The 24,190-nt window shown below is 74.2% G+C and carries 15 protein-coding genes; 9 read left to right on the top strand and 6 right to left on the bottom strand.

Annotation, left to right across the window (positions count from 1 at the left end):
- Nucleotides 1-5: 5 nt before the first annotated feature.
- Genes LG396_RS09965 through LG396_RS09955 form a run of 3 tightly spaced genes read left to right on the top strand, consistent with a single transcriptional unit; the run spans nt 6 to nt 4,148 of the window.
- Nucleotides 6-2,207 (top strand): 4-alpha-glucanotransferase, encoded by a 2,202-nt coding sequence (locus tag LG396_RS09965; protein WP_225794437.1) that lies wholly within the window; start codon nt 6-8, stop codon nt 2,205-2,207.
- On the top strand, nt 2,200-3,876 hold the full coding sequence (locus LG396_RS09960) for an alpha-L-fucosidase (RefSeq protein WP_225794436.1): 1,677 nt from the start codon (nt 2,200-2,202) through the stop codon (nt 3,874-3,876). The genes LG396_RS09965 and LG396_RS09960 overlap by 8 nt, the downstream gene beginning before the upstream one ends.
- A gap of 47 nt (nt 3,877-3,923) precedes the next feature.
- The gene (locus tag LG396_RS09955) at nt 3,924-4,148 is read left to right on the top strand and encodes a hypothetical protein (protein ID WP_018834246.1); all 225 of its coding nucleotides are present in this window, start codon (nt 3,924-3,926) and stop codon (nt 4,146-4,148) included.
- Nucleotides 4,149-4,287: 139 nt separating this feature from the next.
- Here the strand turns inward: LG396_RS09955 and LG396_RS09950 are convergent, their stop codons facing one another.
- Both LG396_RS09950 and LG396_RS09945 read right to left on the bottom strand, forming a co-directional pair.
- Entirely contained in the window at nt 4,288-5,085 is a 798-nt protein-coding gene (locus LG396_RS09950; protein WP_225794435.1) for a VOC family protein, read from the bottom strand.
- 91 nt (nt 5,086-5,176) lie between these two features.
- Nucleotides 5,177-5,704, bottom strand: coding sequence for a DUF1203 domain-containing protein (locus LG396_RS09945; protein ID WP_225794434.1), 528 nt, complete (start codon nt 5,702-5,704; stop codon nt 5,177-5,179).
- Nucleotides 5,705-5,840: 136 nt separating this feature from the next.
- Here LG396_RS09945 and LG396_RS09940 point away from each other — a divergent pair, with 136 nt between their 5' ends.
- On the top strand, nt 5,841-7,271 hold the full coding sequence (locus tag LG396_RS09940; RefSeq protein WP_225794433.1) for an RNA polymerase subunit sigma-70: 1,431 nt from the start codon (nt 5,841-5,843) through the stop codon (nt 7,269-7,271).
- A 170-nt stretch (nt 7,272-7,441) separates the two neighbouring features.
- Nucleotides 7,442-8,224 (top strand): SDR family NAD(P)-dependent oxidoreductase, encoded by a 783-nt coding sequence (locus tag LG396_RS09935; protein WP_225794432.1) that lies wholly within the window; start codon nt 7,442-7,444, stop codon nt 8,222-8,224.
- Between the two features lie 106 nt (nt 8,225-8,330).
- Here the strand turns inward: LG396_RS09935 and LG396_RS09930 are convergent, their stop codons facing one another.
- On the bottom strand, nt 8,331-10,103 hold the full coding sequence (locus LG396_RS09930) for a TIGR03767 family metallophosphoesterase (RefSeq protein WP_225794431.1): 1,773 nt from the start codon (nt 10,101-10,103) through the stop codon (nt 8,331-8,333).
- A gap of 367 nt (nt 10,104-10,470) precedes the next feature.
- On the opposite strand from LG396_RS09930, the gene LG396_RS09925 reads away from it, so the two are divergent.
- The 3 genes from LG396_RS09925 to pepN (LG396_RS09915) all read left to right on the top strand — a co-directional run bounded on the left by LG396_RS09925 (nt 10,471) and on the right by pepN (LG396_RS09915) (nt 17,784).
- Nucleotides 10,471-13,788: a S8 family serine peptidase gene (locus LG396_RS09925; protein WP_225794430.1), complete on the top strand. Its 3,318-nt coding sequence runs from the start codon at nt 10,471-10,473 to the stop codon at nt 13,786-13,788.
- 221 nt (nt 13,789-14,009) lie between these two features.
- Nucleotides 14,010-15,044 (top strand): aspartate-semialdehyde dehydrogenase, encoded by a 1,035-nt coding sequence (locus tag LG396_RS09920; protein WP_225794429.1) that lies wholly within the window; start codon nt 14,010-14,012, stop codon nt 15,042-15,044.
- Between the two features lie 157 nt (nt 15,045-15,201).
- Nucleotides 15,202-17,784 carry an aminopeptidase N gene (gene pepN / locus LG396_RS09915; protein WP_225794428.1) on the top strand — a complete coding sequence of 861 codons (2,583 nt, stop codon included), beginning with the start codon at nt 15,202-15,204 and terminating at the stop codon, nt 17,782-17,784.
- Between the two features lie 110 nt (nt 17,785-17,894).
- On the opposite strand, the gene LG396_RS09910 is transcribed toward pepN (LG396_RS09915), so the two are convergent.
- On the bottom strand, nt 17,895-18,383 hold the full coding sequence (locus tag LG396_RS09910; protein ID WP_225794427.1) for an ATP-binding protein: 489 nt from the start codon (nt 18,381-18,383) through the stop codon (nt 17,895-17,897).
- A gap of 301 nt (nt 18,384-18,684) precedes the next feature.
- Between LG396_RS09910 and LG396_RS09905 the strand changes: the two genes are divergently transcribed.
- Nucleotides 18,685-20,043 (top strand): NsdA family TPR-like regulatory protein, encoded by a 1,359-nt coding sequence (locus LG396_RS09905; RefSeq protein WP_225794426.1) that lies wholly within the window; start codon nt 18,685-18,687, stop codon nt 20,041-20,043.
- Nucleotides 20,044-20,312: 269 nt separating this feature from the next.
- Here the strand turns inward: LG396_RS09905 and LG396_RS09900 are convergent, their stop codons facing one another.
- Together LG396_RS09900 and pepN (LG396_RS09895) are read right to left on the bottom strand one after the other, a co-directional pair.
- Complete coding sequence (locus tag LG396_RS09900; protein WP_225794425.1) at nt 20,313-21,395, bottom strand: hypothetical protein; 1,083 nt, start codon at nt 21,393-21,395, stop codon at nt 20,313-20,315.
- Between the two features lie 145 nt (nt 21,396-21,540).
- On the bottom strand, nt 21,541-24,159 hold the full coding sequence (gene pepN, locus LG396_RS09895; protein ID WP_225794424.1) for an aminopeptidase N: 2,619 nt from the start codon (nt 24,157-24,159) through the stop codon (nt 21,541-21,543).
- Nucleotides 24,160-24,190 lie beyond the last annotated feature (31 nt).

The raw sequence follows: 24,190 nt of genomic DNA, 5'->3' as shown, positions 1-24,190 counted from the left end.
GTGGCATGTCTCTGGCGCGGTTAGCTGCGCTGCACGGAGTCGCGGTCTCGTATGAACGCACCCCGGGCCGTGCCCTGAAGGTGCCCGAGGAGACCCTCGTCGCGGTCCTCGCCGCGCTCGGCGTGGACGCCTCCGGGCCCGCCGCCGTCGCCGCGGCGCTCGCGGCGTACGAGAAGGCCGAGCGGGACCGCCTCCTGCCCGCGACCCTCACGCCCCCGCCCGGCACCCGCCTCGACCCCGGGCCGCTGCCGCCCGGCACCGAGACCGCCCTGGCCGGCGAGGACGGCGCCGCACTCGACCCGCGCGCCCCGATCCCCCTCGGCGTGCACACCCTCGCCGCCACCGCCCCCGACGGGCGCACCGCCACCGCCACCGTCATCGCCGCCCCCGCGCGCCTGCCGCAGCCGCGCCGGCGCGGCGCCGGGCTCGCGCTCCGGCTGCCCGCGCTGCTGTCCGCCCGCTCCTGGGGCATGGGCGACCTCGGCGACCTCGCCGAGCTGGCCGCCTGGTCGGCGCGCACCCACGGCATGGACTTCGTCCAACTCGGCCCGCTGCACGCCGCCGTGCCCGGCGCCGCGGACCGGCCCGCGGACCCGTCCCCGTACCGGCCCTCGTCCCGGCGCTTCGCCGACCCCGTGCACCTGCGGATCGAGGACATACCCGAGTACCGCTACCTCGCCCCCGACGACCGCGCGCAGGCCGCGGAACTGGCCGGCCGCGCCGCCGCGCTGCGCGAGTCGGTACGCGCCAAGGGCGGGCTCATCGACCGCGACGAGGTGTGGCGGCTCAAGCGCGCCGCGCTGGAACTGCTGCTGCGCGTCGAGCTGACGCCCGGCCGGCGCGTCGCGTACCACCACTTCCTCGCCGAGCAGGGCCAGCCCCTCGACGACTACGCCGCCTGGTGCGCGCTGGCCGAGATCCACGGCCCCCACTGGCGCTCCTGGCCCGGCGGGCTCGCCGACCCGCGCTCCACCGCCACCACCCGCGCCCGGCACGACCTGCTGCACCGCATCGACTTCCACTGCCGGCTGGCCTGGCTCACCGACAACCAGCTCTGGCGCGCCCAGCGCATCGCCCGCGACGCGGGCATGGCCGTCGGCGTCGTCCACGACCTCGCGGCCGGCGTGCACCCCTCGGGCGCCGACGCCTGGGCGGAGCAGTCCGTCATGGCCGCCGGCTGCACGGCGGGCGCCCCGCCGGACGCCCCCGACGCCCGCGGCACCGACCGCGGCGTGCCGGTGTGGCGGCCCGACCGGCTGGCCGCCGCGGGCTACGGCCCGTACCGCTCGGTGCTGCGCGCCGCGCTGCGGCGGGCGGGGGCGCTGCGCGTCGGGGACGCGGGCGGGCTGTTCCGGCAGTGGTGGGTGCCGGCGGGCCGGCCGCCGGCGGAGGGTACGTACGTCTCGTACGACGCGGCGGCGATGCTCGGCGTGCTGGCGCTGGAGGCGCACCGGGCGGGTACGCCGGTGATCGCCGAGGACCAGGGCGGCCCCGCGGACGACGGCGTACGGGACGCGCTGGCGGCCCGCGGCGTGCTGGGCACGTCCGTGCTGTGGACCCAGCGCGAGCCGGCGCCGGAGACCGCCGCGGGCATACCGTGCCCGCTGCCCCCGGAGCGCTGGCGGGCCGACGCGCTCGCCACCGTCACCGGCCACGACCTGCCGCCCACCGCCGCCCGGCTCAGCGGCGCGCACCTGGCGCTCCGCCACGAACTGGGCCTGGTCGACGCCCCGCTGCCCGCGGCCCGCGCCGCCGACGCCGTCGAGGTCGGCACGTGGCTCGACCTGCTCGACCGGCTCCGGCTGCTGCCCGGCGGCCGGGCCGACGAGGCGTCCGTCATCACCGGCCTGTACCGCCTGCTCGCCCGCACCCCCGCGCGGCTCGTCGCCGTCTGGCTGCCCGACGCGGCCGGCGACCGCCGCCCGCAGCACGTGCCGGGCGCGGCCGGGGAGTACCCGGACTGGCGGCTGCCGGTGGCCGACCCGGACGGCCGCACGCTGCTCCTGGAGGAACTGGCGGACGCGCCGCGGACGCACCGGCTGCTGGCGGAGGTGGTGCGCGAACTCGGCGGCGGGAACGGCGCGGACCCGGGCGAGGAGCCCGGACAAGGGCCCGGCGGGGAATCCGGTGCGGAGGCCGGTGCGGACTCCGGCGGAGGGGCCGGCGCGGAGTGCGGGCGTACGAACGAGGTGGAGCCCCGTGCATAGAGCCGCCCGGTCCGTCGGCACCGGAGCCGCGGCCGTCGCCCTCACGGCGACCGCGCTGCTGCCGGCGACCCGCGAGCAGGCCGCCGCGGCCGACGAGTGCACCCGGCCGATCGAGCCCGCCTCCCAGATGACGGTCGAGGACTGCGACACCCCCGAGCGCATCCTCGCCAAGGCCGCCCACATCGTGCCGACCCGCGGCCAACTCGCCTGGCAGGGCCGCGAGGTGACCGCCTTCACCCACTTCGGCATGAACACCCTCACCGACCGCGAGTGGGGTTCGGGCGCGGAGGACCCGGCGCTCTTCGACCCGGGGCGCGTCGACGTCGCGCAGTGGATGCGCACGTACCGGGCGATGGGCGCCGAGATGGCCATGCTCACCGCCAAGCACCACGACGGCTTCAACCTCTACCCGACGCGCTACTCCGACCACTCCGTGGCCGCGAGCCCGCACAGCCGCGACCTCCTCGGCACGTATGTCAGGGAAGCCCGCAAGGCGGGCCTCGGCGTCGGCGTCTACCTCTCCCCGTCCGACGGCGCCGAACTGCCGCACGCCTGGCACGCCGGCTGGCTGGAGCGGCTGCGGGAGAAGCAGGAGGCGGGCGAGCCGCTGACCGGCGTCGAGCGCACCGCGCTCGCGGACGGCGGCCCGCCCTCGGGCCACGGCCGCTACGGCAACGGCAGCCCCGTGCGCACCCACACCATCCCCACCCTCACCGACGGCGACGACCGCGCCGACGACGTCGCGGCCGGGCGGCTGCCCACGTTCACGGTGCGCGCGAACGACTACGACGCGTTCTACCTGAACCAGGTCTACGAGCTGTTCACCGAGTACGGCCCCATCGACGAGCTGTGGCTCGACGGCGCCAACCCGTGGCGGGACGCGGGCATCACGCAGGAGTACGACTTCCGGCAGTGGTACGAGCTGATCCACGCGCTCTCCCCGGACACCGTCGTCTTCCAGGGCCCGCAGGGCGTCCGCTGGGTCGGCAACGAGCGCGGCACCGCCCGCGAGACGGAGTGGAGTGTCACCCCGCACACCGTCGACCCCTGGTCCACCCACGGCGCGCTGCCCAACGACTCCACCGACCCCGACATCGGCTCGCGCGCCAGGCTCCTCGCCGACGGCGTGCGGTACCTCCAGTGGTACCCGGCGGAGGCGGACGTCTCCAACCGCCCCGGCTGGTTCCACCACCCCGGCGAGCGGCCGAAGACCGCCGACGAGCTGTTCGCGCTGTACGAGCAGAGCGTGGGCCGCAACGCCCCGCTGCTGCTCAACGTGCCGCCCGCGCGCGACGGCCGGATCGCCCCCGAGGACGTACGCGAGCTGCGGGCCTTCGGGGACCGGGTGCGCGCGGTCTACGGCGGGGACGTGCTGGACCGGCGCGGACCGCAGGCGTTCGACCGGGTCCGGGTGGCGGAGGACATCCGGCACGGCCAGCGCGTCGAGCGCTTCGCGGTGGAGGCGCGGGACCCGGCGACGGGGGAGTGGACGCAGGTAGCGGACGGCACCACGATCGGCGCGTACCGCATCCTGCCGCTGGCCGAGCCGGTGACGGCGGACAAGCTGCGGGTACGGGTGGACGAGGCGCGCGGCACGCCGCGGCTGCTGGCGGTGACGGCGCATCTGAGCACGGCCGGGGAGCCGCCCGTGGCGGACGCCGCACGTTAGGCGACCCCGGGCGCGCGGTCCGCGGCGGTGTTCGCTACGGTTTGCACGTGGACAGGAAGAAGACCCTGCGCGCCGGTGCACTCGCCGCCGGGACGGCGCTGATCATGCTGATGTCGTCCCCCGCCGCCTCCGCGCTCAACCGCGACGACGGCGACGACCCGGGCCCCGGGCTGAGCGTCGCGGAGACCCTCGGTCTCTTCGTGCTCACCCCGCTGGTCGCCTTCGCGGTGATCGCCGGACTGGTGGTCGCCGCGGAGAAGAAGAAGAGCTGACGCCGGCGCGTCCGCCGCGCCGCGCGCAGGCGCCTGCTCCGTACCCGGAGCGGGCGCTTTTGCGCGCGCCGGGGGTACGGAGCCCGGCGGGCCGGGTCCGGGCGCCTCGGCACCCGGGCCCCGGTCTCCGCCGCCCGCCTCAGGCGAAGTCCGGCATGTCGCCGACCGTGCGGTTGACGTCGATCACGGTGAACGACGCGCCCTGCGGGTCCTCCAGGGTCGCCATCCGCCCGAACGGCGAGTCCTGCGGCCCGAACGTCACGCTGCCGCCGCGCCGCCGCGTCGTCTCCACGGCCCGGTCGCAGTCGTCCACGGCGAAGCAGACGCCCACGTGCGGAGGCGTCCCGGCGGGGAAGACGTCGCTGCTCATCTCCGCCCGGCCGATGAGCGGGTCGCCGTCGCCGGCGCTCCACACGGCGTAGTCCATGTTGTCGTCCTGCATCTTGCGCACCCGGTAGCCGAAGACCTCGGGGAAGAAGGCGTCGGCGTGCTCGGGGTTGTTGGTGTCGACCTCGGCCCAGCAGAACGTGCCGGGCTCGCCGATCGCGGCGAAGCCCTCGTGGCTGCCCGGCTCCCACAGCCCGAACCGGATCCCGTCCGGGTCCTCGGCGATGGCCATCGTGCCGTACGGGCCGACCTCCATCGGGCCCGTGACGACCCGCCCGCCGTGCTCGCCGACGTGCCCGGCGGTGGCCTCGGCGTCGGGGGTGGCGAAGTACAGCGTCCAGCCGGCCGGGGCCTTCTCCGCACCCGGCATCGGCGGCGCGAGCCCGGCGGCCACGCCGCTGTCCGCCTTGGCCTGGGTGTAGTGCCCGGAGGCCTCGCCGCCGTCCTCGAAGGTCCAGCCGAAGACGTCGGCGTAGAAGCTCTTCGCGGCCTCGAGGTCGGGGAAGGTCGCGTCCGCCCACGTGGGTGCGCCTTCGGGTCGTACGGTCATGATCGGTCGCCTCCTCTGGGCTGGGGGTTATTGCGTGGATTTGTGCACTTCTCACGCTAGCCCCGCGGCGCGCCGCTCGCGCGCGGACGGCTCAGGGGCGCCGTACCTCGTACAGGAAGCAGCCGTACTCCACGGCCCGCACGTGCACCAGCGCCACCCCGGGGTCCGCGAACGCCTCCGCGAGCGCCTGCCCCACCGCGGCCTGGGCCTGGGCCGGGTCCGCCGGCAGCCGCACCGCGGCGCCGCCGCTGATCCGGCCCTCGGCGTCGTAGCGCCGGAACGCCCGCAGGCCGGCGGTCTCGGTGAACGGGTACCCGCCGCCGGGCCCGGGGCCGCCGCAGGGCCCGGCGTGCACGAAGACCGGCCCCTGCTCGTCGTACGCCCCGGGATCCACCCCGGCCCCGGCGGCCCACCGCCGCAGCGGCGCGTACGACACGAGGGCGATCCGCTCCCCGGCCCGGCTGCGCCGCAGGCAGCAACGCAGCGGGGCCCCGCCCTCGCCGTCGGTGACCGGCCGCGCGGGCCGGCCGGCGTCGTCGGCTTCGCGGAGCCGGGCCAGGACGGCCGGGGGGATGGGGGCGGCGGGGTGGGCGGCGAGGGCTTCCGGTGTCGTCGTCATGCCCCAAGGCTGTGCGCCGCGGGCCGCGGATGCTGGCGGGAATCCGACGTCAGGTCCGGTGTCGGCGGCCGCTGGCAGAATTGCGTCACACGCGCACCGCGTGACGCCGACGCCGGCGCCGACCCGGGGAGGGACCGTGTCCGTACGGGACGACACGTGCGCGGCCTGCGGCGGGCCCCTGCCGCCCCGCGCCGGCCGCCGGGGCCGCACGACCGTCTACTGCTCCGCCGCCTGCCGCCAGCGCGCGTACCGCGGACGCCGCGCCCCCGAGGCGGCCGGCTCCGTGCGCGAGCTGATCTCGGACGTCGCCGAGCGCGCCGGGCGGCTCTCGCCGCAGCCGCCGGAGGCGTTCTACGCGGAGGTGACGGAGCTGTCGTCGTCGGTGGGGCGGCTGCGGCGCATCGCCCGCACGGCGCGGGACGCGGTGGGGACCCCGGAGGACGGCGCCCGGGAAAACGTCACGCCGGGGGCCGTTACGGCGGAGGGCGTCCCCGCGGAAAACGTCACGCCGCGGCCCGTGACGAATGAGGAGCCGCCTCCCGCCGCCCCCGTCGCCCCCGACGAGGCGGACGAGGCCGACTTCGCCGGCCTGCTGGAGGCGTACCGCCGCGAGCTGCAGGTCCACTGCTACCGGATGACCGGTTCGTACGACGAGTCGGAGGACCTCGTACAGGAGACGTTCCTCAAGGCGTGGCGCCGCCGCGAGACCTACGAGGGCCGCGCCGCCCTGCGCGCGTGGCTGTACCGCATCGCCACCAACACCTGCCTCGACCACCTCCGCCGCCACTCCCGCACCCCCGCCCGCTACGAGCGCCTGCCCGGCATGGCCCACGGCGACGCCGAGCCGCCCACCCGCATCACCTGGCTCCAGCCCTACCCCGACGAGCTGCTGGCCGACGTGCCCGCGGCCGACGCCGGCCCGGAGGCCCAGGCCGTCGCCCGCGAGACCGTCGACCTGGTCTTCCTCGCCGCACTCCAGCACCTGCCGCCCCGCCAGCGGGCGGCGCTCGTCCTCCGCGACGTCGTCGGCCTGCCCGCCGCGCAGACCGCCGGCCTCCTCGACCTGAGCACCGCCGCGGTGAACAGCGCCCTGCAGCGCGCCCGGCCCGCGCTCCGCGCGCACCTGCCCGCCGGCGAGCGCGCCGAGTGGGCCCCGGTCACGCCGCCGACGCGCGCGGAGCTGGAGACCGTCGAGCGGTACCGGGAGGCGGCGGAGCGGCTCGACATGGCGGCGATGGCGGCTCTGCTCACCCAGGACGCGAAGCTGACGATGCCGCCGAACCCGTTCTGGTTCGTCGGGCGGCAGGCGATCGTGGACTTCGTCTCCCAGTCGCTCGACCCGGCCCTGCCGGCCTTCTTCGGGGACTGGCGGCATGTGCGGACGCGCGCCAACGGCCGCCCGGCGGTCGCCGGTTACGTGCGCCGTCCGGGGACGACGGTGTACCGGGCGCAGACGCTGGAGGTTTTGCGGGTGACCGGGGGCACCGCCGGAGCCGGGCGGATAGCCGAGATCACGACGTTCGAGCCGCACCTGCTGCCGGCGTTCGGGCTGCCGATGACGCTCTGAGCACCGGGTCCGGCAGGGAGTGCCGCTCTGCGGGCCGTGGGCGTCCGCCTGCCACCACCGGGGTGCATTCGGGGGAACACCGGCCGGTGCCGGGCGGGGAGCGATGACTGCCGCGGCCGGCGTGCGTCTCAATGGCCGACACCGCACGATGACGACAGCCAGGAGAGACCATGCTGCTGCAGAACAAGAACGCGATCGTCTACGGAGCCGGCGGCTCCATCGGCTCCGCGGTCGCCCGCACCTTCGCCCGCGAGGGCGCCCGCGTCCACCTCACCGGCCGGCACGCGGCGAACGTCGAGCTGGTGGCGAGGGACATCACCGAGTCCGGCGGCACCGCCCACGCCGCCGTCGTGGACGCGCTGGACGAGGAGGCCGTGGAGGAGCACGCGGCCCGGGTGGCGGCGGAGGCGGGCTCCATCGACGTGAGCATCAACCTGATCACCCGCGACGACGTCCAGGGCACCCCGCTCATCGACATGTCCCCCGCGGACTACGTCTCCTGCGTCACCCGCGGCCTGACGACCAACTTCCTCACCGCCCGCGCCGCGGGCAGGCGCATGGCGGAGCAGGGCTCCGGCGTCATCCTGGCGCTCAACAGCGGCTCGTCCCACACCAGCCCGATGATGGGCGGCACCTGCCCCGCGGACGCGGCGATCGACACCCTCGTCCGCTCCCTCGCCCAGGAGCTCGGCCCCCGCGGCGTCCGCACCGCCGGCCTGTGGGCCGCCGGCGTCCCGGAGACCCTCACCCCGCAGAAGCTCGGCGCGGTCAACCCCGCGATGGCCACCCCGGAAGCGCTCAGCGGCATCCTCGAAACCCTCGACAACCTCCGCATGCTCCCGGCCTCCCCGCGCCTGAAGGAGATCGCCGACCTGGCCGCGTTCCTCGCCTCCGACCGGGCGGGCGCGATCACCGGCACCTGGGTCAACGCCACGGCCATGTTCCCCAGCTGACCGGCCGGCCGGGAGCGCGGCGCGGAGCCGCGACGGCGGCCCGGGGCCGGGGGCACATCCACCGGCCCCCGGGCCCCCGGGCCTCCCGGCGGGCGGGCGGCCGGGGTCAACGGGTGCGGAGCAACTCCGTGTTGCGGTCCGTCTCCAGGCCCGACAGGGCGCGGCGGCGGGGGGAGTGCGGGGCGTTCAGGGCCAGTTCGCGGTAGAGCGACGCCAGGCCCGCCTGGTCCAGTTCCGCGCCGTCCGCGCGGTACGGGGCCGACGACTCGATCAGCGTCGTGAACAGCGACAGCGTCCCGTCGCCGTTGTCGGCCAGCTCCACCACGCGGGCCAGCTGGGGGAAGTCCACGTGCGAGGCCGTGGTGATCTCCCACAGCCCGCCCGCGGTGTCCCCGTGCGGGGTGATCTCGTTGCGGTGGCTGTGCCCGTTCACCCACGCGACCACGTTGCGGTGGGCGAGCAGCACCTCCAGCAGCTCCGCCCCCGTGTGCCGCTCGTCGTCCGGCCGGAAGGGGTCGGGCGTCGTGTTGTTCATCGACTTGCTGGTGTGGTGGCTGAAGACGACGACGTACGAGCCCGCGTGCTGCGTCAGCTTCCGCTCCAGCCAGCGCAGTTGCGCCGTGCCCAGCGAGCCGCGGTAGTCGCCGCCCTGGTCGGTGGTGTCCAGGCTGATGCCGACGACGCCGGGGCCGGCCTCGCCGAGCACGAAGTCGTAGTGCAGCTCGCCGGAGGCGCGGTGGGCGTCCGTGTAGCCGTGGCCCACGGGCCCCGCCCCGGTGAACCGCTCCTGGAGGTGTGCGGCCACGTACTCCTGCGACGTGAACGGCACGCGCCGCTCGTCGGCCGTGACCGTACGCATCAGGTGCCGCTGCGTGCGCAGCATCTCGGCGAACGCCTCGCCCCGCGGGTCGGTGCCCGCGCGCAGGGAGTCGAACAGCGGCCCGGCGACGGACTCCGGCAGCGTCATCAGCTTCCGGTCGCCGGCCGCGTACTCGGCGAAGTACGGCTGGCGGGCCGCGTAGCAGCCGCCGGGCAGCAGGTCGTGGTTGCCGACGGTGGAGTACCAGGGCAGGTGCAGCCCGGGGCTGGCGACCTCCCGGATCGCCGCTTCGAGGAAGCCGTCCACGAGCGGGAAGCCGAGTGCCTTGTCGGCGTCGCGCAGCCGGCTCTCCGGGTGCCAGTAGCGGTCGACGCCGCTGTTCTGCACGCCCTCGTACGACCTCGGGTCACCGCTGTTGGGCACGATCCGCCCGCCGCTCGTCGCGGTGAGGTACCACTCCAGCTCCAGGCCGTTGTTGTTGTCCGTGTTGTCGCCGGTGGTCACGGCGCAGCCGAGCGCGAGGCCGGTGGCGGGCCCCGCGGTCAGCGAGTTGACGCGCTCGATGAGCGCGACGGCGCCCGGCACGCTCAGCGCCTCCTGCGGGCGCCAGCCGTCGCCCTCGCGCTCGCGGAAGTACTCGGAGCGCAGCGGCGTCTGGACGTCCACGATGTGCAGGTCGGTGAGCTGGACGAAGGCGGCGAGCGCGGTCCGCGTGTCCTGGCGGCGCGCGCCGGGGGCGCCCAGTTCGGCGCGGACGACCCGGGGCCAGCCCGCGCCCTCCGCGAGCTGCCGGTAGCCGCCGGAGCCCATGGCCGTCGCCGTCGTACGGAGCGTGGTGCCCGCCGACGACGGCGCGGGCGGGCCGCCGGGCGCCAGCCCCCGGGCACCGGCCCGCGAGGCGAGCGCCGGCGGCCCGGCGGACCGCGCGGTCGCCTGCGGCTGGCCGGGGCCGAGGGCCGGTCCGAGCCCGGCGGCCGCGCCCGCGGCCCCGGCGGCGCCCAGGAGGACGGCGCGCCGGCCGGGGCCGGGGGGCCTGGTGGACGTGCTTTCGCGGTGCATCGGCGCTCCTGAGGGGGATGAGCGGGAGGCTTCGACGCGGGTGGGTCACCCGTACACTCGGAGCCTTGGCACGCCGGGTGACCTGCTACTTAACGCAACCGGAACGACGGCGGCCGGGAAGCCCACAAATACCTTCACCGGCCGAAACCACCGCGCAATGGACACGCGATCCTCGACCGTTCGAGTGGCCACGGTCACCGTGGGTTCATCGCGGCGGGAACGCGCCGCGCACGCCCCTTTGGCGGCTATGCGCCAACGCCGCAATCCGCCACACTCAACTCCCCCCGCGCGCGCGTGCCTTGCTGATAGATATGCGGGCAGTCGGCACCGGATGCCGGTTTCCACACAGGTGGGGGTTGAACAAGAGATGACGATCTCTCCCAGACGCACACCCGGGCGCATACCGGGGGGCGGCCGGTCACGCACCGCCGCCCGGATAGCACTCGCGGCCGGCCTGGCCGCCGCGCTCACCGCGACCGGCTCGGCAGCCGGCCAGGCGGCGGAGGGGGCACCGGAGCCCGACCGGCCCAAGGCCGCGGCGGACAAACTCGGCGCGAAGGACGCCGAACTGCTCGCCGAGGCGAAGGCCGGGGGCGACAAGAACGTCACGCTGCTGGTCGCCGTCGAGCCCGGTGAGACCGCCCGGGTCGCCGACACCTTCCGCGGCGTACGCGGCGCCTCCGTCGGCCGTACGCACGACAAACTCGGCTACGTCCGCGCCACGGTGCCCACCGGCCGCGCCGACGCCGCCATCGACAAGGCCGCGAAGCTGTCCGCGGTCCAGGGCATCGATCTGAACGAGGAGATCGAACTGCCGGACCCGCGGCCCGGCGCCGACCGGGCCGAGGGCGACAAGGGCAGCGGCGCGCGGGGCCTCTACCCGGCCCCGGACCGCTCGACCCCGGCCAAGAACCCGTACCAGCCGGCCCACGAGACCGGCGCCGTCGACTTCGTCAAGAAGAACCCGAAGGCCGACGGCCGCGGCGTCACCATCGGCATCCTCGACTCCGGCGTCGACCTGGCCCACCCGGCGCTGCGCAGGACCACCACCGGCGAGCGCAAGATCACCGACTGGGTGACGGCCACCGACCCGATCGTCGACGGCGACCGCACCTGGCGCCCGATGGTCACCGACGTCTCCGGCCCGTCCTTCACGTACAACGAGCGCGAGTACACCGCGCCGCGCGGCGCCTACTCCGTCAGCCTCTTCAGCGAGAACGCCACGCTGGGCGGCGAGATGCAGGGCGACCTGAACCGCGACGGCGACACCACCGACTCCTGGGCGCTGCTGTACGACGCCGCGGCCGGCACGGTGCGCGTCGACCTCGGCGACGACGGCGACTTCACGAACGACAAGCCGATGGCCCCGTACGGCGAGGACCACAAGTTCGCCTACTTCGGCGCCGACGACCCGGCCACGGCGATCGCCGAGGCGATCCCCTTCGTCGTGGAGATCCGCAAGGACGTCCCGATGGACCCGTACGGCGGGGACTGGGTCGGCAAGAAGGAGGACTTCGTCAACATCGGCGTCGTCGAGGGCGCGCACGGCACCCACGTCGCCGGCATCACCGCCGCCAACGGCCTCTTCGGCGGCAGGATGAACGGCGCCGCGCCCGGCGCCAAGCTCGTCTCCTCCCGGGCCTGCACCTGGAGCGGCGGCTGCACCGCGGTCGCGCTCACCGAGGGCATGATCGACCTGGTCGCCGTCCGCGGCGTCGACGTCGTCAACATGTCGATCGGCGGCCTGCCGCCGCTCAACGACGGCAACAACGCCCGCGCCGCCCTGTACAACCGGCTCATCGACACCTACGGCGTGCAGCTGATCATCTCCGCGGGCAACGACGGCCCCGGCGCCAACACCATCGGCGACCCCGGCCTGGCCGACAAGGTCATCAGCGTCGGCGCGGCCGTCTCCCGCGAGACCTGGGCGTCGAACTACGGCAGCCAGGTCAGGACCAAGTACGCGATGATGCCGTTCTCCTCCCGCGGTCCGCGCGAGGACGGCGGCGCCACCCCGACGATCACCGCCCCCGGCGCGTCGGTCAACACCATCCCGACCTGGCAGCCCGGCTCTCCCGTCGCCGAGGCCGGCTACGAACTGCCGCCCGGCTACGGCATGCTGCAGGGCACCTCGATGTCCTCGCCGCAGACCGCGGGCGCCGCGGCGCTGCTGCTGTCCGCCGCCGAGCGGGAGGGCGTCGACGTCACGCCGAACGCCCTGCGCACCGCGCTGACCTCCACCGCCGACCACATCCCCGGCGTGCAGACCTACGCGGAGGGCGCTGGCCGGGTCGACATCGTGGACGCCTGGGACTCCCTGGAGGACGGCGCCACGGCGTACGAGTACCAGGTGAAGGCGCCCGTCGACACCGTGCTCGACGGCTTCCTCGCCACCCCGGGCGTGGGCACCGGCGTGTACGACCGCGAGAGCGGCCCGGCGCGCGGCGAGTCCGAGACGTACGAGATCACCCTCACCCGCACCACCGGTCCTGCCGGCGGCACGCCGCACGAGCTGGAGTGGCAGGGCAACGACGGCACGTTCAAGCTGCTCGGCGACGACGACGTCACGCTGCGCCGCGGCCAGCCGCTGACCGTCAAGGTGCAGGCCAAGCCGCGCTCGGCGGGGCTGCACAGCGCCGCGCTGCTGGTCGACGGCAAGCGCACCGAGGGCATCGACCACCGGGTGCTGACGACGGTGGTCACCTCGCAGGAGCTGGCGGCGCCCGCGTACGGGCACCGGGTGTCGGACGAGACGCAGCGCAACGCGACCCGTTCGTACTTCGTGAAGGTCCCCGAGGGCGCCAAGACCCTGGAGGTCGCGATGAGCGGCCTCGCGGGCAAGAGCCAGACCCGCTGGATCGCGATCGACCCGTGGGGCATTCCGGCCGACAACTCCTCGACGCCCTTCTGCTACAACAACTACGACAACCCGGCCAACACCTGCCGCCCCGACCTGCGCTCCTACGACAACCCGATGCCGGGCGTGTGGGAGATCGAGGTCGAGTCGCGGCGCACCTCGCCGGAGCTGGACAACCCCTTCACGGTCGAGGCGACCGTGCTCGGCGCGGCCTTCGACCCCGAGGTGCAGACGATCGACGAGGCGAAGGTCGGCACGCCCAGCCCGGTGGACTGGACGGTGGCCAACGGGTTCGCCCCGGTCGCCGGCAAGCTCGCCGGCGGGCCGCTGGGCTCCGGCCTCACGGAGCGCCCGAGCATCGCGGCGGGTGACACGAGCACCACGACGATCGAGGTCACCGAGGGCGTCACCCGGCTCGACGCGGTGATCGGCGGCACCTCCGACGCCAACGCGGACCTGGACCTGACGGTCCTGCGCGACGGCGAGCCGGTGGCGCAGTCCGCGGACGCCGACTCGGAGGAGGGCGTCACCCTCCTGGACCCGGAGCCCGGGACGTACACCGTGGAGGTCTTCGCCTACGACGTACCGGCGGGCACGACGGAGTACGACTACCGCGACGTGTACTTCTCCCCGGCGCTGGGCGAGGTGAGCGTCGGCGACGAGCCGGTGGAGCTGGACAGCGGCGCGAGCGCCGAGGTCGCGGCCGAGGTCACGGTGGCGGCGCCCGGGCCCGAGGGACGCGAGTTCTTCGGCGAGGTGCAGCTGCAGAACGCCCGCGGCACGGTGGCGGGCGCGGGCAGCGTGCGGATCGGGACGGTCGTGCCGTAGCACCGGCGCACACGTCCCGTACGTCCGGCACGTCCCGTACGTACTGATGGAACCCGCGGGGGCGGGATACCGGAGCACCGGTGTCCCGCCCCTGTGGCGTGTGTCTCAGTCCGGGGCGCGGACGCTCCCCGGGCGGGCGGCTGGGCAGGGGAAACGAGTGGAGCCAGCCGCCCGGCGCCCGGCATCATGGTGGGCGGACCCGCACCCGTGAACGGAGAGCCATGAAGATCGGAATCGTCGGAGCCACCGGCCAGGTCGGCGGAGTGATGCGCGACATCCTCGCCGAGCGGTCCTTCCCGGTGGACCAGCTGCGCCTGTTCGCCTCGGCCCGGTCCGCGGGGCGCACGCTGCCGTGGCGGGACGCTCCGGGCGGTGCGGTCACGGTGGAGGACGCCGGCACCGCCGACTACTCCGGGCTCGACATCGTGCTGTTCTCCGCCGGCGGCGCCACTGCCAAGGCGATCGCCGAGAAGGTCGCGGCGCAGGGCCCGGTCGTGATCGACAACTCCTCGGCGTGGCGCCGCGACCCCCAGGTGCCCCTCGTGGTCTCCGAGGTCAACCCGCATGCGGTCGCCGACCGTCCCAAGGGCATCATCGCCAACCCGAACTGCACCACGATGGCCGCGATGCCGGTGCTCAAGCCGCTGCACAGCGAGGCGGGCCTGGTCTCCATGGTCGTCGCGACCTACCAGGCGGTCTCCGGCTCCGGCCTCGCGGGCGTGGAGGAGCTGTTCGAGCAGGTCCGCGCCGTCGGCGAGGAGGCGCCGAAGCTGACCCGGGACGGCGCCGGGGCCGACTTCCCCGAGCCGCGGAAGTACGTGGCCCCGATCGCGTACAACGTGCTGCCGATGGCCGGCTCCGTCGTCGACGACGGGCTGAACGAGACGGACGAGGAGCAGAAGCTGCGCCACGAGTCGCGCAAGATCCTGGAGATCCCGGAGCTGAAGGTCTCCGGCACCTGCGTCCGCGTCCCCGTCTTCACGGGCCACTCGCTCCAGGTCAACGCCCGCTTCGCCGAGCCGCTGAGCCCCGCGCGGGCCGCGGAGGTGCTGGCCGGGGCGGAGGGCGTGGCGCTCGCGGACGTGCCGACGCCGCTGGGCGCGGCCGGGCGGGACGTGTCGTACGTGGGGCGCATCCGGCGGGACGAGACGGCGGAGAACGGGCTGGCGCTGTTCCTCTCGGGGGACAACCTGCGCAAGGGGGCGGCGCTGAACGCGGTGCAGATCGCGGAGCTGGTGGCGGCGGAGCGGCGCTGACCGGCGACGACCGGCGCCCGGGCCCCCGCCCGGCCGGGTTTTCCACAGGCGGCACCGGGGTCTGCGGCCCCGGTGCCGCGGTCATCCACAGCCCGCTCCGCGCATGCGCCCCGCGTGCGAGGATTGCGGTCAGTCGTAGGGGTAAGGAGAAGCCCAGGTGCCTGGCACGAATCTGACCCGGGAAGAGGCGCGGGAGCGCGCGCGCCTGCTGAAGGTGGACGCGTACGAGATCGACCTCGACATCTCCGGCGCCAAGGAGGCAGAGGAGGGGGGCACCTTCCGGTCGGTGACGACGGTGCGCTTCTCGGCCGCCGAGGAGGGCGCGGAGTCCTTCGTCGACCTCGTCGCGCCCGAGGTGCACGAGGTGGTGCTGAACGGCACCGCGCTCGACGCCGCCGAGGTCTTCGCCGACTCCCGGATCGCCCTGCCGGGGCTGCGCGCGGGGGAGAACGAACTGCGGGTCGTCGCCGACTGCGCGTACACCAATACGGGTGAAGGACTGCACCGCTTCGTCGACCCGGTGGACGGCGAGACGTATCTGTACACGCAGTTCGAGGTGCCCGACGCGCGCCGGGTGTTCGCCAGCTTCGAGCAGCCCGACCTCAAGGCGACGTTCGCCTTCACGGTGACCGCGCCGGAGGGCTGGCAGGTCATCTCCAACTCCCCCGCGCCGGAGCCGGCCGGCGGGGTGTGGCGCTTCGCGCCCACCCCGCGCATCTCGACGTACATCACGGCGCTGATCGCCGGGCCGTACGCGTCGGTGCACGGCACCTGGGAGGGCGACGGGCGGACGGTGCCGCTGGGCGTGTACTGCCGTCCCTCGCTCGCGGAGTTCCTGGACGCGGAGGCGATCTTCGAGGTCACGCGGCAGGGCTTCGACTGGTTCCAGAAGCGCTTCGACTACCCGTACCCGTTCGAGAAGTACGACCAGCTCTTCGTCCCGGAGTTCAACGCCGGCGCGATGGAGAACGCGGGCGCGGTCACCTTCCGCGACCAGTACGTGTTCCGCTCCAAGGTCACCGACGCGGCGTACGAGATGCGGGCCGACACGATCCTGCACGAGCTGGCCCACATGTGGTTCGGCGACCTGGTGACCATGGAGTGGTGGAACGACCTCTGGCTGAACGAGTCGTTCGCCACCTACTCCGCCACCGCCTGCCTCGCCCAGGCGCCCGGCTCGCGCTGGCCGCACGCGTGGACGTCGTTCGCGAACCAGATGAAGACCTGGGCCTACCGCCAGGACCAGCTGCCGTCCACGCACCCGATCATGGCCGAGATCTCCGACCTCGACGACGTCCTGGTCAACTTCGACGGCATCACGTACGCCAAGGGCGCCTCGGTGCTCAAGCAGCTCGTGGCGTACGTCGGCGAGGACGAGTTCTTCCGCGGCGTGCAGGCGTACTTCAAGCGGCACGCCTTCGGCAACACCCGGCTGAGCGACCTGCTCGGCGCGCTGGAGGAGACCAGCGGCCGCGACCTGGCGGCCTGGTCCAAGGCCTGGCTGGAGACCGCCGGGATCAACGTGCTGCGGCCCGAGCTGGAGACCGACTCGGACGGCGTCGTCCGGTCGTTCGCCATCCGCCAGGAGGCCCCCGCACTGCCCGCCGGCGCCAAGGGCGAGGCGGTGCTGCGCCCGCACCGCGTCGCGGTCGGGCTGTACGACCTGAAGGACGGCCGGCTCGTCCGCACCGACCGGCTGGAGCTGGACATCGACGGCGAGCTGACCGACGTGCCGCAGCTCGCGGGCCGCCCCCGCCCCGCGGTCGTCCTGCTCAACGACGACGACCTCACCTACGCCAAGGTCCGGCTCGACCCCGTCTCCCTGGACGTGGTCACCCGCCACCTCGGCGACTTCGAGACCACGCTGCCCCGGGCGCTGTGCTGGGCGTCGGCCTGGGACATGACCCGCGACGGCGAGCTGGCCACCCGCGACTACCTGGACCTCGTCCTCTCCGGCATCCGCAAGGAGAGCGACATCGGCGTGGTGCAGTCCCTGCACCGCCAGGTGAAGCTGGCCCTCGACCTCTACGCGGCGCCCGACTGGCGCGATTCCGGCCTGGCCCGCTGGTCGGCGGAGACCGAGACGCAGCTGCACGCCGCCGAGCCCGGCGGCGACCACCAGCTCGCCTGGGCCCGCGCCTTCGCGGCCACGGCCCGCACCGACGGCCAACTCGACCTGCTCGCGGGCCTCCTCGACGGCTCCCGCACGATCGACGGCCTGGAGGTCGACACCGAGCTGCGCTGGGCCCTGCTGCACCGCCTGGCCGCCACCGGCCGCGCCGGCGACGACGCCATCGCGGCGGAGCTGGAGCGCGACAAGACCGCGGCGGGCGAACGCCACGCGGCCTCGGCGCGGGCGGCCCGGCCGACCGCGGCGGCGAAGTCTCGCGCGTGGACGGAGGTCGTGGAGGAGGGCAACCTCGCCAACGCCGTCCAGGAGGCGGTCATCGGCGGCTTCGTCCAGACCGACCAGCGCGACCTGCTGGCTCCGTTCACGTCGAAGTACTTCGACGCGGTCAAGGACGTCTTCGACTCCCGCAGCCACGAGATCGCCCAGCAGATCGTCGTCGGCCTCTACCCGGCCCTCCAGGTCTCGCAGGCCACCCTGGACGCCACGGACGCCTGGCTCGCGGAGGCCCAGCCGCCGCCGGCCCTGCGCCGCATGGTGACGGAATCCCGCGCCGGCGTGGAACGCGCCCTGCGAGCCCAGCAGTCCGACGCGGCAGCGGCCGGGTCCTGACCCGGCCCCGCTCCGGCCGCCCACCCGCGGCCGGAGCGGGCCCCGGCCCGGCCGCCCACGGACGCCGGATCCCCCGGCACCCCGCTCCGCTCCCCGGAAGCCCACGCACCTCACGCCTCGGCGCCGCCGAACACGCGCCGGTACGCCTCGCCATGGGGAACCCCGGCGTCCTCGCCGCGGTACGCCGTTGTCGTGAACGGGCGGGAGAACGCGGGGGCGGTGGCCTTGAACGAGGCCCAGACGGCCTTGCCGGGACCGGTGCGGTCGGACGTGCCCCACTCGTCGGCGAGGGCGGCGACCAGTCGCAGGCCGCGGCCGTAGTCGTCGGTGTCGGCGGGGTCGCGCACGTACGGGGGGGCGTCGCTGGCGTCATGGACCTCGATCCGCACGGCATCGTCCTCGATGGTGACGTGCACCCGGAACTGACGGCCCCGGGGGGTGCCGTGCAGCAGGGCGTTGGTCGCCAACTCGGAGACGCACAGGCGGATGTCGTCGGCGCGGTCGGCACAGACAGCATCGCCTACGCGGTCCGCGACGAAGTCGCGCGCCCGACCGACGGAACGGGCGCTGCGTACGAACTGGCGCGTATGGACGGTCATGGATCCCGCCTCGTCCCCGTCGTCGCCGAGTTGCCGTCCTGATCCTCGGCCCCATCGGTCCCGGTCTCCCCGTCTGTGCGGCGCGGCGCTACGGCCGGCCCTTCCCGGCCCACGTAGAAGCCGACGCCGTCGGTACGACCGTCGCGCGCCAGCTCTCCGGCCCGGGGCTCTGAGTCGGCCATGGTCAGTCCTCCCTCATCACTGAGTGCTCATGAATGACAACGCAGAGCGCGCACCGGCCGGTAGCGTGGAGTGAGGGCCGAAGCATGAGAGTCATTAGAGCCCGGGGACGGAGTTACGTGTGGGCAAGGGTGGGCCGAACGTCCAACTGGGCAGACTCCTTGCGGAGTCGGGGCTGAGCGAGACCCAGTTCATTCGCGCGGTCAACCGGCTGGCGGCTGAATCCGGTGTGACCTTGCACTATGACCAACCCTCGGTCAGTCAGTGGTTAGGGGGCACGACACCGCGTCAGGTCGCGAGGCCGTTCATCGTGGAAGTTCTGGCGCGGAGGCTGGGGCGCCCCGTGACCCCCGCCGAGTTGGGCTTCGCCACCGCCCGCACCACCCCGGAGAATCGAACGTTTCCGCGTACCGTGGAAGAGCTGGTAGACCTCGTGAGGAGCGACATGGACCCGTCCCGTCGAGGGGTGTTGAGCGCCGGACTCTACTCCGTCGCTCTGACCGTTCCGGGGTGGCCCGACATCGTGGGCCGCATGGAGGCCGTCAAGACCGGTCAGGCACGGCGTATCGGTATGGGGGACGTCGAAGCCGTGACGATGATGACCGACCGTCTCGGAGATCTCGACGACCACTTCGGTGGGCGCTATGCGCGGCCAATGGCCGCGGCCTTCATCGCCAACACGGTCGCCCCCTACTTGCGGGCCGATGGCCCGAGCCACGTCCGCGAGGCCATGCTTTCCGCTTCATCCCTCCTGTGCTACCTGACCGGCTGGATGGCGGTTGACGAGGGCCTTCAGGGGCTCGCCCAGCGGTACTACGTCAAAGGCCTGGAGTTGGCGGGTGCCGCCGCTGATCACAAGACCTACTGCCACATTCTCCGGGGAATGTCGGTTCAGGCCGTGAACCTGGGGCACGGTCCCGCGGCCCGCCGCCTGGCTGATGCCGCGGCGGCGGCAGCACCGACGGCGGAGCCCCGGATGCGCGCTTTCTTCGCAGGGCAGCAGGCACACTCCTACGCGGTTGCCGGTGACCGGACACGTGCCTTGCAGAGCATCCGTGAGACCGAGATCGCCATGGACAAGGCGGAGAGCCAACCGGGAAGGTTCGGTGGCTTCACTCCGGCCACCGTTGCCTATGCCACCGCCCAAGTCCGGTACGGGCTCGGAGACGTGGCAGGAAGCGTGTCGTCCTTTCAGCTCCACTTTCGTTTACGTGATGCCACCGACAGCAGGAGGTCCGCGCTCTGGTTCGGCGCCATGCTGGCCGAACGGCAGTTGGAAGTAGGTCACCTGGAGGCTGCGTGTGCCACCTGGAACCGAATTCTGGACGACTATCCCACGGTGCACTCAGGTCGCGTGGACGAACGAGTCGCCAGGATGAAATCGCTTCTCCGCCCCTACCGGTCCAACAAGACTGCGCGCGACGTTTATGACCGTGCCCATCAGCTTTCCGCAGCCAGGCACGTGACGGTCAAAGCGTGACAGGGAGATGAGCCCACAGGGGAGCATCGCCCCGGGCCGCCCCCGGCACACTGAACCCCCGGGCCCGGCCGCCGACGCGGAGTGCGTCGCGGCCGGACGCGGGGCTCAGGGGCGGGCGACTTCGCTGCGGAGTCGACCTGCTTGTCCGCGAAAGGATATCGGGGCTACTCCCGTTTCGTAGGTTGTCCGCATCGTCGGCGGTAACAACAACGATGCCCCGATATCCCTTCGGACCAGCAAGGATGCCCGGCGCGGCCGCAGCGGACCGGTCAGCGGGGCAGGACGACCACGTGGGCGGCCTGTTCGCGTTCCGCCGAGGCCAGCATGGCGCCGCGGACCGCCTCCGCCTGCTGCTCCAGCGCCTCGCGCAGCCCCCGCGGGGTGACGTGGACGACCGTGATGCCCAGCCGCTCCAGGGTCTCCCGCTTCTTCGCGTACTGGGACCACAGCGCCCGGTCGTCGTGGGAGGTGCGGCGCGGGGTGCGGGCGTCGATCTCCACGGCGACCGCGTGGTCCGGCCAGTAGGCGTCGACGCCCCCGAGGTGGGGCCCGCCGGGCAGGCGGAGGTCGACGTTCCAGAGAGGGTCGGGCAGGGCGTGGATGTCGACCATGTCGTACAGCCGGCCCTCGGCCAGCGCGCGCCCCTCGGCGATCAGGGTGTCCACCGCGTCGATCACGTGCGGGCGCCCCAGCAGCCGGGCCCGGCTCAGCTCCCGGACCACCGACGCCGCTTCGCAGTGGCCGCCGCGGACCGCCTCCGTCAGCAGGAGGTGCACGTCGGCGGCGTCGGTGAGCACTGCGACCGTGTCGGCGAGGGCGCGGGGGACCGGGGCCACGGGCAGGCCGGTGATGCGGGCGGGGCGGGGCAGCGTGTGGGCGCGGACGAGGCGGGCGAGGCCGGTGGAGCGCAGCCGGCGGGTGCGGGGGAGCAGGACGTCGATCCGGTCGAGTGCGAGCAGCGGCGGGGCGGCGGCGAAGCCGTGCAGCGCGAGCGCCGCGAGCCCGGTGAGCATCGCGTCGCCGTACGGGTCCGGGGCGGCGTCCCGCGCCGGGGCGGAGGCGGTCGTGCCGCGGGTCTGGCCGGGCACGGTGGCGCGGGCCGGCGCCCGGCCGGCGTAGAGCAGGGCCGCGTGCAGGCGCTCCTGCGGCGTCGGTGGCCCGGCATGCAGGAGGTAGACGCCGGGCAGGAGTTGCTGCCAGGGGCCGCCGGGGCGGCAGCGCTGCGCGGTGTCGGCGGCGGCGACGCCGTGCTCGCGCAGTTGCCGGGCGGTCATGACCTGGCCCCGGACGCCGGCGGCGTGGTGGAGCGGGCGCGGGCTGAGTGGTGCCGGGGAGGGCGAGTTCGCGTTCATGGCGGCTGGATTCCCGGCCGCCCACCCTCCCCTAACCGCTGTTACAGGGCCGTCGAAGAATGCGGACAAGCCGGGGCCAATGCGCACACGTTCGACTGCCGAACTCACGGGCCGGCCAAGGCTGTCGGGGCCGGCCCCCCGGGGCTCAGTCCTGCGCGTCGCGCTCCTGCGCGCGCAGCGCGCGCGCCAGGTCGTCGCGCGCCTCCCACACCAGCCGCCGCAGCGCCGGCGGCGCCGAGCCCTCGGTGCCGCGCAGCCACGTGTCCGTCGCGTCCAGCGTCGCCTGGTGCGCCTGCAGCGCCGGATAGAGGCCCCGTACGACCGCCATGGCGCTCTCGATCGTCCGCTCCCGCCAGATCCGCTCGATCTCCGCGAAGTACCGCGGCGCGTACGGCGCGAGCAGCTCCCGCTGCCCGGGCCGGGTGAAGCCGGAGATCGTCGCCTCGACGATCGCGTTGGACAGCTCGTCGGAGTCGACGACCGCCCGCCACGCCGCCTCCTTGACCGCCGCGTCCGGCCGGGCGGCCAGGCAGCGGACCTGGTGGCGCCTGCCGGACGCGGTGTCGTCGCGGGCCAGTTCGGCCTCGACGGCCGCCGCGTCGGCGACGCCGTGGGCGACGAGCGGGAGCAGCAGGTCCCAGCGCAGCTCCTGGTCGACGTCGAGGCCGTCGATCTTCGCCTGGCCGTCGAGGAGGCTGCTCAGCAGCTGGAGGTCCTCCTCGGTGGTGGCGACGGAGGCGAAGAAGCGGGCCCACGCCAGCTGGTGGTCGCTACCGGGCGGCGCAAGCCGCAGCTCCCCGAGCGCCCCCTCGGCGAGCGCCTGCTCGCCCTCGGCGCGGTGCCCTGCGGCGGCGTAGTGGTCGACGGTGTAGTGGGCCTGCTGGTGGAGGCCCTGGAGCACGCCGATGTCGGTCTCCCGGCCGGCGAAGCGCAGGACGAGGCCGAGGTAGTCGCGGGCGGGCATGAGGCCGTCGCGGGTGAGGTCCCAGGCGGCGGCCCAGGCGATGGCGCGGGCGAGGGGGTCGGAGAGGTCGCCGAGGCGTTCGCGGACGGTGTCGAGCGAGTCCTCGTCGAAGCGGGCCTTGCAGAAGGTCAGGTCGTCGTCGTTGACGAGGATCAAATCCGGGCGCGGCTGCCCGGCAAGCTCCCCGACGGCCGCGTGCCCGTCGGTGACGTCGACCTCGGCGCGCGCGTAGCGCACCAGTTCGCCGGAGGCGCCCGGCTGCGCGTACAGCCCGACGGCCACGCGGTGCGGGCGCGGCGGCGCCCCGGCCGCGGCGCCCGGGCCGGCCTCCGGGCCCTCGCGCAGGATCGCCAGCTCGGTGATCCGGCCGTCCGCGTCGTACGTCGCCCGCGGCGTGAGCGTGTCGACGCCGGCGGTCTGGAGCCACGACCGGGACCACGCCGACATGTCCCGCCCGCTGGTCTCCTCCAGCGCGGCCAGCAGGTCGGCCAGGCGGGTGTTGCGGAAGGCGTGCCGCTTGAAGTAGCGGCGGGCGCCCTCCATGAAGGCGTCCCGGCCGACGTACGCCACGAGCTGCTTGAGCACCGCGGCGCCCTTCGCGTACGTGATGCCGTCGAAGTTGAGCTTGGCCGCCTCCAGGTCCTGGATGTCGGCCGTGATCGGGTGCGTCGTCGGCAGCTGGTCGGCGCGGTACGCCCACGCCTTGCGCCGGTTGGCGAAGGTGATCCAGCTCCCGCTGAACCGGGTGGCCTCCGCGAGCGCCAGCGCGCCCATGTAGTCGGCGAACGACTCCTTGAGCCAGAGGTCGTCCCACCACTCCATGGTCACCAGGTCGCCGAACCACATGTGCGCCATCTCGTGCAGCACGACGTTCGCCCGGCGCTCGTACGCCGCGTCGGTGACCTTGCCGCGGAAGACGAACTCCTCGCGGAAGGTGACCAGACCGGGGTTCTCCATCGCGCCGATGTTGTACTCCGGCACGAACGCCTGGTCGTACTTGCCCCAGGGGTAGGGGTAGTCGAAGTGGTCGTGGAAGAAGTCCAGGCCCTGCTTGGTGACGGTGAAGATGTCGTCCGCGTCGAAGTGCCGGGCGAGCGACCTGCGGCAGAGCGCGCCGAGCGGCACGACCAGCTCGCGGCCGTCGTCGAACGTGCGCGTGTAGCGGTCCCGGAGGTACGCGTACGGGCCGGCGAGGACGGCCGTGATGTACGTGGAGATCGGCTTGGTCGGCTCGAACCGCCAGGTCGCGGCGTCGGTCCCGGAGGCATCGGTGTGCCGCTCCGGGGAGCCGGCCAGCGCGGCGCCGGAGAGCACCGTCCAGTGGCCGGGGGCCGTGACCGTGAAGGTGAACGGGGCCTTCAGGTCGGGCTGTTCGAAGGTGGCGAACACCCGGCGGGCGTCGGCCGGCTCGTACTGCGTGTAGAGGTAGACCTCGCCGTCCTCCGGGTCGACGAAGCGGTGCATGCCCTCGCCGGTGCGGCTGAACGCGCAGCGCGCGTCGACCACGACCTCGTTCTCCGCGGCCAGGTCCTCCAGCGCGATCCGCGCGCCGTCGAAGACCGCCCCGGGGTCGAGGTCCCGGCCGTTGAGCGTCACCGCGGTCACGTCCGGCGCGATGAGGTCGAGGAACGTCGCCGCGCCCGGCTGGGCGCAGCGGAACCGCACGGTGGTCACCGACCGGAAGGGCTCCGCCGCGGGGGCCACCGCCGTACGCAGGTCGAGCTCGACCTCGTACGCCTCGACCTCCAGGAGCCGCGCGCGCTCCCGGGCCTCCTCGCGGGTCAGGTTCTCACCGGGCACGGGGGGACTCCTTCGTCTCTCGCAGGTCCGA

This window comes from Streptomyces aculeolatus, from assembly GCF_020400605.1.
GTDB classification, from domain to species: domain Bacteria; phylum Actinomycetota; class Actinomycetes; order Streptomycetales; family Streptomycetaceae; genus Streptomyces; species Streptomyces aculeolatus.
The sequence above is the reverse complement of the archived record's forward strand: the minus strand, read 5'-3'. Positions and strand labels throughout refer to the sequence as shown.

Coding starts and splice junctions, on each gene's coding strand:
- LG396_RS09935 (WP_225794432.1), top strand. CDS start 7,442: ATGCTGCTGCAGAACAAGAACGCGATCGTCTACGGAGCCGGCGGCTCC.
- LG396_RS09945 (WP_225794434.1), bottom strand. CDS start 5,704: ATGACGACGACACCGGAAGCCCTCGCCGCCCACCCCGCCGCCCCCATC.
- LG396_RS09925 (WP_225794430.1), top strand. CDS start 10,471: ATGACGATCTCTCCCAGACGCACACCCGGGCGCATACCGGGGGGCGGC.
- LG396_RS09930 (WP_225794431.1), bottom strand. CDS start 10,103: ATGCACCGCGAAAGCACGTCCACCAGGCCCCCCGGCCCCGGCCGGCGC.
- LG396_RS09950 (WP_225794435.1), bottom strand. CDS start 5,085: ATGACCGTACGACCCGAAGGCGCACCCACGTGGGCGGACGCGACCTTC.
- LG396_RS09920 (WP_225794429.1), top strand. CDS start 14,010: ATGAAGATCGGAATCGTCGGAGCCACCGGCCAGGTCGGCGGAGTGATG.
- LG396_RS09965 (WP_225794437.1), top strand. CDS start 6: ATGTCTCTGGCGCGGTTAGCTGCGCTGCACGGAGTCGCGGTCTCGTAT.
- LG396_RS09900 (WP_225794425.1), bottom strand. CDS start 21,395: ATGAACGCGAACTCGCCCTCCCCGGCACCACTCAGCCCGCGCCCGCTC.
- LG396_RS09910 (WP_225794427.1), bottom strand. CDS start 18,383: ATGACCGTCCATACGCGCCAGTTCGTACGCAGCGCCCGTTCCGTCGGT.